The 12,435-nt window shown below is 69.6% G+C and carries 16 protein-coding genes; 8 read left to right on the forward strand and 8 right to left on the reverse strand.

Features of this window, described 5'->3' with window-relative positions:
- Positions 1–102 precede the first annotated feature (102 nt).
- From ACFCZF_RS21635 to ACFCZF_RS21645, 3 genes are all read right to left on the reverse strand, one after another.
- A complete protein-coding gene (locus tag ACFCZF_RS21635; RefSeq protein WP_376673021.1) occupies positions 103–582 on the reverse strand; it encodes a cupin domain-containing protein in 480 nt (159 codons plus the stop codon).
- 683 nt (positions 583–1,265) lie between these two features.
- Positions 1,266–1,502, reverse strand: coding sequence for a DUF397 domain-containing protein (locus ACFCZF_RS21640; RefSeq protein ID WP_376673022.1), 237 nt, complete (start codon positions 1,500–1,502; stop codon positions 1,266–1,268).
- A complete protein-coding gene (locus ACFCZF_RS21645; protein WP_376673023.1) occupies positions 1,484–2,317 on the reverse strand; it encodes a helix-turn-helix domain-containing protein in 834 nt (277 codons plus the stop codon). Before ACFCZF_RS21645 ends, ACFCZF_RS21640 begins: the two co-directional genes overlap by 19 nt.
- 115 nt (positions 2,318–2,432) lie before the next feature.
- Here ACFCZF_RS21645 and ACFCZF_RS21650 point away from each other — a divergent pair, with 115 nt between their 5' ends.
- Genes ACFCZF_RS21650 through ACFCZF_RS21665 form a run of 4 tightly spaced genes read left to right on the forward strand, consistent with a single transcriptional unit; the run spans position 2,433 to position 4,473 of the window.
- The gene (locus ACFCZF_RS21650; RefSeq protein ID WP_376673024.1) at positions 2,433–2,639 is read left to right on the forward strand and encodes a hypothetical protein; all 207 of its coding nucleotides are present in this window, start codon (positions 2,433–2,435) and stop codon (positions 2,637–2,639) included.
- Positions 2,636–2,854, forward strand: a complete 219-nt coding sequence (locus ACFCZF_RS21655) for a hypothetical protein (protein WP_375913214.1) — start codon at positions 2,636–2,638, stop codon at positions 2,852–2,854. Before ACFCZF_RS21650 ends, ACFCZF_RS21655 begins: the two co-directional genes overlap by 4 nt.
- 22 nt (positions 2,855–2,876) lie before the next feature.
- On the forward strand, positions 2,877–3,626 hold the full coding sequence (gene recO / locus ACFCZF_RS21660) for a DNA repair protein RecO (protein ID WP_375913217.1): 750 nt from the start codon (positions 2,877–2,879) through the stop codon (positions 3,624–3,626).
- Positions 3,627–3,642: 16 nt separating this feature from the next.
- The gene (locus ACFCZF_RS21665) at positions 3,643–4,473 is read left to right on the forward strand and encodes an isoprenyl transferase (protein WP_376673025.1); all 831 of its coding nucleotides are present in this window, start codon (positions 3,643–3,645) and stop codon (positions 4,471–4,473) included.
- Between the two features lie 95 nt (positions 4,474–4,568).
- Here ACFCZF_RS21665 and ACFCZF_RS21670 read toward each other — a convergent pair whose 3' ends face one another.
- The 4 genes from ACFCZF_RS21670 to ACFCZF_RS21685 all read right to left on the reverse strand — a co-directional run bounded on the left by ACFCZF_RS21670 (position 4,569) and on the right by ACFCZF_RS21685 (position 7,741).
- Positions 4,569–4,988: a Fur family transcriptional regulator gene (locus ACFCZF_RS21670; protein ID WP_375913223.1), complete on the reverse strand. Its 420-nt coding sequence runs from the start codon at positions 4,986–4,988 to the stop codon at positions 4,569–4,571.
- Positions 4,989–5,055: 67 nt separating this feature from the next.
- Positions 5,056–5,958: a metal ABC transporter permease gene (locus ACFCZF_RS21675; protein WP_376673026.1), complete on the reverse strand. Its 903-nt coding sequence runs from the start codon at positions 5,956–5,958 to the stop codon at positions 5,056–5,058.
- Complete coding sequence (locus ACFCZF_RS21680; protein WP_376673027.1) at positions 5,958–6,728, reverse strand: metal ABC transporter ATP-binding protein; 771 nt, start codon at positions 6,726–6,728, stop codon at positions 5,958–5,960. The genes ACFCZF_RS21675 and ACFCZF_RS21680 overlap by 1 nt, the downstream gene beginning before the upstream one ends.
- Positions 6,729–6,754: 26 nt before the next feature.
- Positions 6,755–7,741: a zinc ABC transporter substrate-binding protein gene (locus tag ACFCZF_RS21685; protein ID WP_376673028.1), complete on the reverse strand. Its 987-nt coding sequence runs from the start codon at positions 7,739–7,741 to the stop codon at positions 6,755–6,757.
- A 170-nt stretch (positions 7,742–7,911) separates the two neighbouring features.
- On the opposite strand from ACFCZF_RS21685, the gene ACFCZF_RS21690 reads away from it, so the two are divergent.
- Together ACFCZF_RS21690 and ACFCZF_RS21695 are read left to right on the forward strand one after the other, a co-directional pair.
- Entirely contained in the window at positions 7,912–9,294 is a 1,383-nt protein-coding gene (locus tag ACFCZF_RS21690) for a glycine--tRNA ligase (RefSeq protein ID WP_375913232.1), read from the forward strand.
- 194 nt (positions 9,295–9,488) lie between these two features.
- Positions 9,489–10,103, forward strand: coding sequence for a LysE family translocator (locus tag ACFCZF_RS21695; RefSeq protein WP_375913235.1), 615 nt, complete (start codon positions 9,489–9,491; stop codon positions 10,101–10,103).
- Between the two features lie 7 nt (positions 10,104–10,110).
- Here the strand turns inward: ACFCZF_RS21695 and ACFCZF_RS21700 are convergent, their stop codons facing one another.
- Complete coding sequence (locus ACFCZF_RS21700) at positions 10,111–11,172, reverse strand: chitinase (protein ID WP_376673029.1); 1,062 nt, start codon at positions 11,170–11,172, stop codon at positions 10,111–10,113.
- Positions 11,173–11,369: 197 nt separating this feature from the next.
- Between ACFCZF_RS21700 and ACFCZF_RS21705 the strand changes: the two genes are divergently transcribed.
- Entirely contained in the window at positions 11,370–12,203 is an 834-nt protein-coding gene (locus ACFCZF_RS21705) for a hypothetical protein (protein WP_376673030.1), read from the forward strand.
- Between the two features lie 9 nt (positions 12,204–12,212).
- A partial coding sequence (locus tag ACFCZF_RS21710; protein ID WP_376673031.1) for a hypothetical protein occupies positions 12,213–12,435 on the forward strand: 223 nt, incomplete at its 3' end.

A 12,435-nucleotide genomic window follows, 5' to 3' on the forward strand; every position in this document is an offset into this window, starting at 1 on the left:
CGACGAGCCTCGCGGATGCCCAGGGCCCTCCCCATCCGGGCAACAACCTGAAATGCAGGGGGGATTACCCCAGTGCCACTGGTCGGGGTTCTCCCTGACCCGTCACACGAAGAAGCTGTCGTGCTTCACCTGGAACTCCCGCAGCTCCTCGCCGCCACGCTGCGCGAACTCGGCGATGCGCTCGAAGTACTCCTCGCGCGGGGCGCCCGGTGAGAACAGCATCAGCATCGACACGGGGTCGTCGCTGTCGTTCTTGAAGGCGTGCAGTCCGCCGACCGGGACGTACAGGAAGTCGCCCTGGCGTCCGGTGACCCAGCGCTCGCCGTTGTAGAGCTCCACCTCGCCGGACAGGACGTAGAAGGACTCGGAGATGCTCCGGTGGAAGTGCGTCTTGGCGCCGGGCGCCTTGGGGCCCATGTCGACCTTGTACAGCCCGAACTCACCTCCGGTGGAGGTGTGGCTCGCGAGGTAGTGAGTGTTGGTGCCCCCGGGGGAGACGATGTCCGGTGGGGTGTCGGCCCCCCTGAACACGGCGTTGATCTCGCCCTTGTCGCCGAGGTAGCGCGGCTCCGGGTACGACATGGGGTGCCCCCTTTGTTCGTTGCGACTCTGTGGGGCAAGTCTTGCGCATGGGGGCGTTGTTGAGACCGCGTGCTGGTGAGGTGACCGTGGGGCCGCCCGCTTCTTGGCCAGTGTCGTGCCTCCGCGACCCGAGTAAAGGGCGCTCCCTACGGTCGCGTCGGCTGCGCCGATGCCCCTTCGGGTCACCCTTGACTCGGCTCGCTCCAGCACGAGTGAGAAGCGTGCGGGCGGCCCGGGAGGGTGGGTGGCCCGGGCCCGCCGGTCCCTTCCGTCGGTTGCGCAGGCGTCCGGCGTGTGGGGGCGCGTCCGCGTCTCGCCAGCACGCCGGGTGGGCTCAGCGGCTTGCGGTGGTGGGCGGTGAGGGGTGGATTGCGGGCGGGGTGCGGAGGGGGGTCTGGAAATGGATGACACTTCGGGGTGAAGTGTCATCCGTTTTCAGGGGGTGGTCCGGGGCGCGCCGCCGCACCGCCAACCGGCCGCAAGCCGCTGAGCCCACCCGGCGTGCCGGCGAGGCGCGAGCGCGCACCGCCGACGCCGGGGGCGTACGTAGCTGACGGTTGATCGTGAACCCGGCCCGGCCACCCGTCTTTCCGGGCCGCTCGCTCGCTTCTGACCCGTGGTGGAGCGAGCCGAGTCAAGGGTGGCCCGCAGGGCCATCGCCGAAGGCGACGCGATAGCGCCCTTTACTCGGGTCGCGGAGGCACGACACTGGCAAGGAAGCGGGCGGCCCCAACGGTGCGTACGAACTCCGTCCAGGCCACCGCCCCCACGACGACCATCGGCCCGGCAGCCACCTTGCTGTCCCGGACCGGCACGACGCCGGGGACTCCGTCGGCGACCTCGAGGCACTCCTCACCGCCGCTGCCGCCGCTGTAGCTGCTTTTGCGCCAGTATGCGTTGGTCAGGTCGTCCCCGCGCATCGTCTGTAGCCTTCCGCCGCCGCCTCGATCATGGCCAGGGACGCGTCCGGTGCCAGAGCTGCGGCCCTGAGAAGATCGTAATCCGCCCGCACCCGCTTCACTACTGCCGGATCATCCAGCAGATTGCCCGACAGCACGGCCTCTGTATAGACGGTCGGCGGTGCGTCGTCGAACTCCATGAGCCTCGTCAGCTTGCCCATCTGCGGATGCGCCCCGGCGGAGAAGGGGACGACGAGGACCAGGGCCTTGCGGCTGCGTACGGTCTCCACGATGTGCTCCAGTTGTTCGCTCATCACCGTGGGCGGTCCGACCTGGACCCGCAGCACAGCCTCATGCAGGAGCACCCAATACACGGGCCGTGTGGCGTCCTTGAGGAGCTGCGTTCGCTCCATGCGGAGACCGACCATCTCCTCGACGTACTCGACCGGGGAGAGCGGGTTGCTCGCGAAATAGATCGCGCGAGCGTAAGCAGGTGTCTGCAAGAGCCCCGGGACCACGGCGGGCGCCCACTCGCAGATGCCAGTCGCCAGCCGCTCAAGCTCCGCCGCGTGGGCGAAGTACTCCGCGAACTGCTGTTCCTTGATGAGTTTCCGCCAGAGGCGTTCGAAAATACCGTCGGTTTGTAGCGCCTCGTCAATCCGCTGCGCCACATCCAGCTGAGGCTTGCGAATTGCCTGTTCGAACTGGCCGATGTAACCCCCGGACACGAATACCCGTGCCCCCAGCTCGACTTGGGTGATTCCGGCGTCCTCTCGCCGGCGTTTGAGTTCCGTGCCGAAGAACTCCCACGCCGCCTGCCGTGAACCGTTGGCCATAACCAACCCCCATGCGCTGACCCGCACTTGTAGTGCAACGACTCCTGACGAGTGTAGGCACAGAGAGGCATTCTGGGGACACGAAGAGTGAAACCGTAAAGGGAAGGGGAACACGGTGGAGGCACGACACTCGGCGCTCTGCGTCGAAGAAGCGGAGGTAGCGGTGAAAGAATTGCGCGCAGCACTCGCGGAGGCAGGAATTACTCTTCCCTCCCTCGGGCTCGACCCGGTGAGTCTTGCGCGGGAGGCCCCCAGTCCACTCATCGAATTGGGGCGGTGTTCCGTCGAGACCGCGCAGCGCCTCGCGGCGGCGCTGCGATGACGTACCCGCCCGTCGGTGTCTACGCCATCGACACCCGCACCGGGCGCGTCGGCCTCGTCATGGGGCACGAGGGGCCGTACGTGCAGATGCGCCCCTACGGCGGTGGCCGGGAGTGGGACGCGGAACCGGGTGACGTACGCCACGCCACCCAGTCGGAGCGGCTCAGCGCGGCGACGGCGTACACCAACGCCCGAAGTCGTGGCGAGGTGCCTTGAAGCATGCGCGAGAATGGGCGCCATGAGTCTGTTCCGCGACGACGGCATCGTGCTGCGCACCCAGAAGCTGGGTGAGGCGGACCGGATCATCACCTTGCTCACGCGCGGTCACGGACGCGTACGCGCCGTGGCGCGCGGGGTGCGGCGGACGAAGTCGAAGTTCGGGGCGCGGCTGGAGCCGTTCTCGCACGTGGACGTGCAGTTCTTCGCCAGGAACAGCGAGCTGGTCGGGCGCGGGCTGCCACTGTGTACGCAGAGCGAGACCATCGCGCCGTACGGTGGTGGGATCGTCACCGACTACGCGCGGTACACCGCCGGTACGGCCATGCTGGAGACGGCCGAGCGGTTCACCGACCACGAGGGCGAGCCGGCGGTGCAGCAGTACCTGCTGCTGGTCGGCGCGCTGCGGACCCTCGCCCGGGGCGAGCACGCGCCGAACCTCGTGCTGGACGCGTTCCTGCTGCGCTCCCTCGCCGTGAACGGGTACGCGCCGACCTTCGGGGACTGCGCGAAGTGCGGCATGCCCGGTCCGAACCGGTTCTTCTCGGTCGGCTCGGGCGGTTCCGTCTGCGCCGACTGCCGGGTGCCCGGCAGCGTCGTACCCTCGCCGCAGGCCCTGGAACTGCTCGGGGCGCTGCTCACGGGAGACTGGGGGACCGCGGACGCGTGCGAGCCGCGGTACGTCCGGGAGGGCAGCGGGCTGGTGTCCGCCTACCTGCACTGGCACCTGGAGCGCGGCCTGCGCTCCCTGCGATACGTAGAGAAATCCTGAAGGAGACGAGAGACACATGGCCGTACGCGGGATCCTGGGGCGTCAGCGCCGGGACTACAGGACGCCGGAGCCGCACCCGTCCGGCGCGCGGCCCCCGAGGCTCGGCGAGCTGGTACCGGAGCATGTGGCGATCGTCATGGACGGCAACGGGCGCTGGGCCAAGGACCGCGGGCTGCCGCGCACCGAGGGGCACAAGGTCGGTGCCGAGCGGGTGCTGGACGTGCTCCAGGGCGCGATCGAGATGGGCGTGAAGAACATCTCCCTGTACGCCTTCTCCACCGAGAACTGGAAGCGGTCGCCGGACGAGGTGCGCTTCCTGATGAACTTCAACCGGGACTTCATCCGCAAGACCCGCGACCAGCTCGACGAGCTGGGGATCCGCGTGCGCTGGGTCGGGCGGATGCCGAAGCTGTGGAAGTCGGTCGCCAAGGAGCTCCAGGTCGCCCAGGAGCAGACCAAGGGGAATGACCGGCTGACGCTGTACTTCTGCATGAACTACGGCGGGCGCGCCGAGATCGCCGACGCGGCGCAGGCCCTCGCCGAGGACGTGCGGGCCGGGCGGCTCGACCCGTCGAAGGTCAACGAGAAGACGCTCGCGAAGTACCTGTACTACCCGGACATGCCGGACGTGGACCTGTTCCTGCGGCCGAGTGGTGAGCAGCGGACGTCCAACTACCTGCTCTGGCAGAGCGCGTACGCCGAGATGGTCTTCCAGGACGTGCTCTGGCCCGACTTCGACCGCCGCGACCTGTGGCGCGCCTGCCTGGAGTTCGCCTCCCGCGACCGCCGCTTCGGCGGCGCGATCCCGAACGAGGAGCTGCTTGCCATGGAGGGCCGCACCGAATAACTCAGCCCGTCCGGATCATCGAGCCCGTCCGGCGATTGAGGACGAGGCCGTCAGGCCGAAAAAAGGGGCCCGGGGCCCAGCCCCGGCCCCACGGCTCAACCGCCGGAGGCCCCCGCGCAGTCCGCGCACGTGCCGAAGATCTCCACCGTGTGCGCGACGTTGACGTAGCCGTGCTCGGCGGCGATGGCCTCCGCCCACTTCTCGACCGCGGGGCCTTCGACCTCGACCGCCTTGCCGCAGGTGCGGCAGACGAGGTGGTGGTGGTGGTCGTCGGTGGAGCAGCGGCGGTAGACGGACTCGCCCTCGGCGGTGCGCAGGACGTCGACCTCGCCGGCGTCGGCGAGGGACTGCAGGGTGCGGTAGACCGTGGTGAGCCCGACCGAGTCGCCCTTGTGCTTGAGCATGTCGTGGAGCTCCTGTGCGCTGCGGAACTCCTCGACCTCCTGGAGGGCCGCCGACACGGCGGCCCGCTGCCGGGTGGCGCGGCCCTTCACGGGCGGTCCAGCGGTCGTCACCGGTACTCCTCCTCACGTCTGCCGTCTGGGCTTGCCGGGCCATTGTGCCAGCCCGGCAGGCCGGCAGTCAGACGCCGACCTCGTCGGTGGCCCCCCTGGTGGCCGGAATCTTGCACTCCGCCGGATCCGCGGCGGCCTGCGCCGCGGTGACCGCCCGCGCGCGTCGCCGGGCCAGCGGCGCCGCCAGCACGGTGAGCAGGACGAACGCGCCGATGGTGAGCAGCACGATGGTCGCGCCGGGCGGCACGTCCTGGTAGTACGACGTGACCGTGCCGCCGATGGTCACGCTGACGCCGATGGCGACGGCGACCGCGAAGGTGGCGGCGAAGCTGCGGGTGAGCTGTTGGGCGGCGGCGACCGGGACCACCATCAGGGCGGACACCAGCAGCAGCCCGACGACGCGCATCGCGACGGTCACCGTCACCGCCGCCGTGACGGCCGTCAGCAGGTTCAGCGCGCGCATCGGCAGGCCGGTGACCCGGGCGAACTCCTCGTCCTGGCTGACCGCGAACAGCTGGCGGCGCAGGCCGAGGGTGGCGGCGACCACGAAGGCGGCCAGCAGGCAGATCGCGGTCACGTCGGACTCGGAGACCGTCGACAGCGAGCCGAAGAGGTACGAGGTGAGGTTGGCGTTGGAGCCGCCAGGCGCGAGGTTGATGAACATCACGCCGCCGGCCATGCCGCCGTAGAAGAGCATGGCGAGGGCGATGTCGCCGCGAGTCTTGCCGTACCAGCGGATCAGCTCCATGAGGACCGCGCCGAGCACGGAGACCAGGGTGGCCATCCACACCGGGGACCAGGAGAGCAGGAAGCCGAGGCCGACGCCGGTCATCGCCACGTGGCCGATGCCGTCGCCCATGAGGGCCTGGCGGCGCTGGACCAGGTAGATGCCGACGGCGGGGGCGGTGATGCCGACCAGGACGGCCGCCAGCAGTGCCCGCTGCATGAAGGCGTAGTTCAGGATTTCCATCAGCTCAGCAGTCCCGTGCGGATCGGTTCGGCGCCCGCCGGTGCGTGCGGGTGTACGTGGTCGTGGCCGGGCAGCGCGTGCTGGCCGACGGCCTTGGGCGGCGGGCCGTCGTGCGTGACGCAGCCGTCGCGGAGCACCACCGCCCGGTCGATCAACGGCTCCAGGGGGCCGAGTTCGTGCAGTACCAGCAGGACGGTGGTGCCGGCCGCGACCTGCTTCCTGAGCGTTTCGGCCAGCACCTCCTGGCTGGCCAGGTCGACGCCCGCCATCGGCTCGTCCATGATCAGCAGCTCGGGTTCGGCGGCGAGCGCGCGGGCGATCAGTACGCGCTGGTGCTGGCCGCCGGAGAGGGCGTTCACGGAGTCCTTGGCCCGGTCCGCCATGCCGACCAGGTCGAGGGCCCCGCGTACGGCCTCGCGGTCGGCCTTGCGCAGGACGCCGAAGCGGGCGCGGGAGAGGCGGCCGGAGGAGACGACCTCGGTCACCGTCGCGGGGACGCCGCCCGCGGCCGTGGTGCGCTGCGGGACGTAGCCCACGCGCGCCCAGTCGCGGAAGCGGCGTCGCGGGGTGCCGAACAGTTCGATCGCGCCGGCCGTCACCGGCACCTGGCCGATGACCGTGCGCACGGCCGTGGACTTGCCCGAGCCGTTGGCGCCGAGCAGGGCCACGACCTCGCCGCCGCGCACGGTGAGGTCGATGCCGCGCAGGACGGGGCGTGAGCCGAGTTCGGCGCGGACGCCGCGCAGGGATATGACGGTCTCGTCGCTCACGAGGTCCTCCGTAACGATCGGAACGCTCACTTGGCGCCGAGGGCGGCTTCGAGCGCCTTGAGGTTGGACTCCATGACCGCGAGGTAGTCGTCGCCCTTGGACTTGTCGGTGATGCCCTCCAGCGGGTCCAGGACATCGGTCTTCAGGCCGGCGTCCTTGGCGAGGGTCTTCGCGGTCTTGTCGGACACCAGTGTCTCGTAGAAGACGGTGGTGACGCCGTCGGCCTTGGCCTCCTCCTGGAGCTCCTTGATCCGGGCGGGGCTGGGCTCGCTCTCCGGGTCGAGGCCGTTGATGGCCTCCTGGGTGAGTCCGTAGCGCTCGGCGAGGTAGCCGAAGGCGGAGTGGTTGGTGAAGAAGACCTTGGTGTCGGTGTTCTTCAGGCCGTCCTCGTACGCCGTGTTCAGACCGGCCAGCTTCTTCGCCAGCGCGTCGGCGTTCTTCCGGTAGTCGGCGGCGTGGTCCGGGTCGGCCTTCTCGAAGGCATTGGCGACGCCTTCGGCGATCTCGGCGTACTTCACCGGGTCCAGCCAGACGTGCGGGTCGAGGGCGTGCTCCTCCTCCTCGGAGTGCTCCTCGGCGTGGCCCTCCTCGGCGTGCCCCTCGCCTCCGTGGCCGTGGTCGTGCTCGACGCTCCCGTGGTCCTCCAGCGTCGTCAGCGTGGCCGCGTCGATCTTGGTCTTCACGTCGGACTGGGTGATGGCCTCGTCCACGGCGGGCTGGAGGGACTTCAGGTAGAGCACCGCGTCCGCCTCGCCCATCTCGGCGGTCTGCTTGGCGCTCAGCTCCAGGTCGTGCGGCTCCTGGCCGGGCTCCGTGAGGGTGGTGACGTTCACGTGCTCCCCGCCGATCTGCTGGGCGAGGTACTGCATCGGGTAGAACGACGCGACGACGTCGAACTTGTCCGTGTTGCCCGCCGCCGCGCTGTCGCTGGAGCAGGCGGAGAGGGTCCCCAGGCCGAGTGCGGCGGCCGCGGTGACTGCTATGCCGGATATGTGGCGTCGTCGTACGTTCATGGCATTCATTTTCAACAAATATGGAAACCGTTGTCAACAATGCCCGGTCGCGACCGGTCACGAGAAGGGGAGCCCCCCGATTTGGTCGGGGGGCAGTCCACGCCGGTAACCTGAAGCATTCTCTGGAAGCATCTCGCTTCGTCGCCCGTCGTCGTAATGAAGAGAGCACCGTGGCCGCCGACAAGATCGACACCATCGTCAGCCTGAGCAAGCGCCGTGGCTTCGTATTCCCCTGCAGTGAGATCTACGGCGGACAGCGCGCCGCCTGGGACTACGGTCCGCTGGGTGTCGAGCTCAAGGAGAACCTCAAGCGCCAGTGGTGGCGCTACATGGTCACCTCGCGCGAGGACGTCGTCGGTCTCGACTCGTCCGTGATCCTGGCCCCCGAGGTCTGGGTGGCCTCCGGCCACGTCGCCACCTTCACGGACCCGCTGACCGAGTGCACCTCCTGCCACAAGCGGTTCCGCGCGGACCACCTGGAAGAGGCCTACGAGGAGAAGAAGGGCCGCGCCCCGGAGAACGGCCTCGCCGACCTCAACTGCCCCAACTGCGGCAACAAGGGCACCTTCACCGAGCCCAAGCAGTTCTCGGGTCTGCTCTCCACCCACCTCGGCCCGACCCAGGACAGCGGCTCCGTCGCCTACCTGCGGCCCGAGACGGCGCAGGGCATCTTCACCAACTTCGCCCAGGTGCAGACCACGTCGCGCCGCAAGCCGCCGTTCGGTATCGCCCAGATGGGCAAGTCCTTCCGCAACGAGATCACGCCCGGCAACTTCATCTTCCGGACCCGCGAGTTCGAGCAGATGGAGATGGAGTTCTTCGTCAAGCCGGGCGAGGACGAGAAGTGGCAGGAGTACTGGATGGAGCAGCGCTGGAACTGGTACACCGGCCTCGGCATGCGTGAAGAGAACATGCGCTGGTTCGAGCACCCGGCCGAGAAGCTCTCCCACTACTCCAAGCGCACCGCCGACATCGAGTACCGGTTCTCCTTCGGCGGCAGCGAGTGGGGCGAGCTGGAGGGTGTCGCCAACCGGACGGACTACGACCTCTCTTCGCACGCCAAGGCCTCCGGCCAGGACCTCGCCTACTACGACCAGGAGGCCGGCGAGCGCTGGACGCCGTACGTCATCGAGCCGGCGGCCGGTGTCGGACGGGCGATGCTCGCCTTCCTGCTCGACGCGTACATCGAGGACGAGGCGCCGAACGCCAAGGGCAAGATGGAGAAGCGCACGGTGCTGCGCCTCGACCCGCGCCTCGCGCCGGTGAAGGTCGCGGTCCTGCCGCTGTCCCGGAACCCGGAGCTGTCGCCCAAGGCCAAGGGCCTCGCCCAGGCGCTGCGGCAGAACTGGAACATCGAGTTCGACGACGCCGGTGCGATCGGGCGTCGTTACCGGCGCCAGGACGAGATCGGTACGCCGTACTGCGTGACGGTCGACTTCGACACGCTGGACGACAACGCGGTGACGGTGCGGGAGCGGGACACGATGAAGCAGGAACGCGTGTCGCTGGACCAGATCGAGGGGTACCTGGCGTCTCGGCTCGTGGGCTGCTGAACGTCCGTTTGCGTTGCCGTACCAGGGGGCTCCGCCCCCTGGACCCCCGGGCCTTCGCCCACCCACCACCCGACTCGGTCGGGGGAGGGGTGGGCGTCTTGGTCGGGCAGGGGAGCGGCGTTCGCGATTGGCCCCCGATAAGGGACCCCCAGTGGTCCTCTGTCGGGGGCCGTCGTGTTGCCAGGGTGGTGGTCATGAGCATCGCGTTTCTGCTGACCACCCTCGTGGTCGTCGCCACCCCCGGTACCGGGGTCGTCTACACCCTTGCCGCCGCCCTCTCCCGCGGGCGCCGCGCGAGTGTCGTCGCCGCCCTCGGGTGTGCGCTCGGCATCGTGCCGCACCTGCTGGCCACCGTCACCGGCGTCGCGGCGGTGCTGCACGCCAGTGCCACCGCCTTCCAGATCCTCAAGTACGCCGGTGTCGCCTACCTGCTGTACATGGCGTGGGCCACCCTCCGGGACAAGGAGGCGCTCACGGTGGGGGAGGAGCGGGGCGGTCCCGTTCCGGCGGGGCGGGTGATTCTGCGGGGTGTGCTGATCAACATCTTGAATCCGAAGCTGACGTTGTTCTTCTTCGCCTTCCTGCCGCAGTTCGTGGACCCGGGCCAGGCCGGCGCCCTGCCGCGCATGCTGCTGCTGGGCGGCGTGTTCATGCTGGTGACCTTCGTCGTGTTCGCCGGGTACGGCGTCCTGGCCGCGTCCGTGCGCAGCCACGTCATCTCCCGGCCGAGGGTGATGGCGTGGCTGCGGCGGAGCTTCGCCGGGTCGTTCGTGGCGCTGGGGGCGAAGCTGGCGTTCACGGCCCGGTGAGGGGGCGTCAGCGGCCCTGGAGGGCCTTGACGTTGTCGCCGAAGGTCCAGTTCTTCGAGCCGTCCCAGTTGATCGACCAGGTCATCAGGCCCTTGAGGGCGCCGTTGTAGTGGTTCCAGGCCTGGGCGACCTGGGACGGCGCCATGTGGCCGCCGCCCGCGCCGGGCTGGGCGGGCAGGCCCGGGACCTGCTTGTCGTAGGGGACGCGGATCGTCGTGCCCTGGATGACCAGGCCCCTGTCCAGGCAGTCGGTCTGGGCGGTGAAGCCCTGCACCGTGCCCGCCTGGTAGGAGTCGCCGGAACAGCCGTACATGCTGCCGTTGTAGTACTGCATGTTCAGCCACCACAGGCGGCCGTTGTCGGCGTACTTCTTGATGATCGGCAGGTACGCACCCCAGATCGAGCCGTAGACGACGCTGCCGCCGGTGACGTAGGCGGTCTCCGGGGCCATCGTGAGGCCGAAGTTGGACGGCATGCGGGCCAGGACGCCGTCGATGATGCGGATCAGGTTGGCCTGGGACGTGGAGAGCTGGTTGATGTTTCCGCTGCCGACCAGGCCGGTCTCGATGTCGATGTCGATGCCGTCGAAGTTGTACTTCTTGAGGATCGGCACGATCGTGTCGACGAAGCGGTCGGCCACGGCGGCCGAGCTGAGGTCGATGCCGGCCGTCGCGCCGCCGATGGAGAGCAGGAGCGTCTGCCCGGACGCCTTGGCCGCGCACATCTCCGCGGGCGTCGCCACCTTCACGTCCCGGTCCATGCCGTCCTCCCACAGGGCCGTTCCGTCGGAGCGGATGACCGGGAAGGCCGCGTTGATCACGTTGTAGCCGTGGGCGGCGATGCGGGAGTCGGTGATCGGGGTCCAGCCGAAGGGCGGGTGGACGCCGTTGGCGGCGCCGTCCCAGTTCTCCCAGTAGCCCTGGAGCACCTTGCCGGCGGGCTTCGACTTCACGGCGCAGGTGTCGGCGGGTGCGGGTGCGGGAGCGGCGGACGCGGTGGCGACCCCCAGTGGGGCGAGCACGGTGCCCGCGAGTGCGGTGGCGAGCAGGCGGAGCTTGCGGCGGATCATGCCGGGCCTCCCGGTGGGGGTCGGTGAGGTGTCGTAGGCATGACAGTGGTTTGGTCCAGACCTTTCGTCAAGAGGGCTGGACCGGAAAGTCCCCCGGGGTGAGCGCCCGAAGTGCGGGAACCCGGAGAAATGCGGAAGGTGATGTTCCCAGGGTTTCCACAGCTTGCAGAAGCTTGCACAGGCGAGGACGAACAGTCATGGCTGAGCAGAAATCGGCGCAGACGCTCCCGAGGCCGTTGCACGCGGCCGCGTCGGCGCTGCGGAAGGTTCCGGGCGCGGGGACGGTCGGCAGGGTCGCCGAGGGCGCGCTGGACAGGATCGGGGCCGTGTCGCCGCGCGGGCGGCGTGCGGTCGTCTACACGGGGGCCGGGGTGCTGGGCATCGCCGGGTTGGTGGAGTGGCCGGTGGCGGCCACCGGGGCGGCGGTGGCGTGGCTGACCCGGCCACGGCCGCAGGAGTCGCCGGAGGCGAAGACCGCGCGGGTGCTGCAGAACGGGGCGAAGGCCCCGAGCGGCGGTGCGGACGGCGGCGGCTCGGAGAAGGCCGGTACGGCTGGAACGCGTACGGCCGGAACTCGTACGGCCGGAACTCGTACGGCGAAGAAGAGCCCCGCGCGGCGGAGCCCCGCCAAGAAGACCGCGACACAGGCCGCCACCAGGAAGAGCACGGCGACGAAGGGCACCGCGAAGACGAGCCCCGCCAAGAAGACCGCGGCGAAGAGCACGGCGGCGAAGAGCACCACCAAGAAGGCCGCCGCGAAGAGCACCGCCGCGAAGAGCACCGCCAAGAAGACGGCGGCGAAGAGCACGGCGGCGAAGAGCACCGCCAAGAAGGCCGCCGCGAAGAGCACCGCGGCGAAGGGCACCGCCAAGAAGAGCGCGGCCAAGAAGAGTCCCGCGAAGAAGAGTCCCGCGAAGAAGAGCACCGCGAAGAAGAGCACCGCGAAGAAGGCCACGTCCGGTCCCTCCCGCGGTACGTCCTCCCGCGGCCGGAGCAAGAAGACGGCCGCGTCCACACGAAAGGCGGGCTGAGAGACAACGATGGTCGGTGGACTTCTGACGCGTTCCCAGGGCGCCGTCACCGGGATTGTGCTGGCCGGGCCCCGGCTGCTCGCGCGCGGCACCGCGCCCGCGGTGGGTGCCGCGGCCGGCGCGGTGGCGGGCACCGCACGGGCCGGTGTGCGCGGCGCCGACTTCGCGGCGCGCGCGGCACGGGTGGCCCGCGCAGCGCTGCCGGACGGCACCCGGGACTGGAGGGCCGGAT

The sequence above is a fragment of the Streptomyces sp. NPDC056296 genome (genome assembly GCF_042268605.1).
GTDB lineage: Bacteria > Actinomycetota > Actinomycetes > Streptomycetales > Streptomycetaceae > Streptomyces.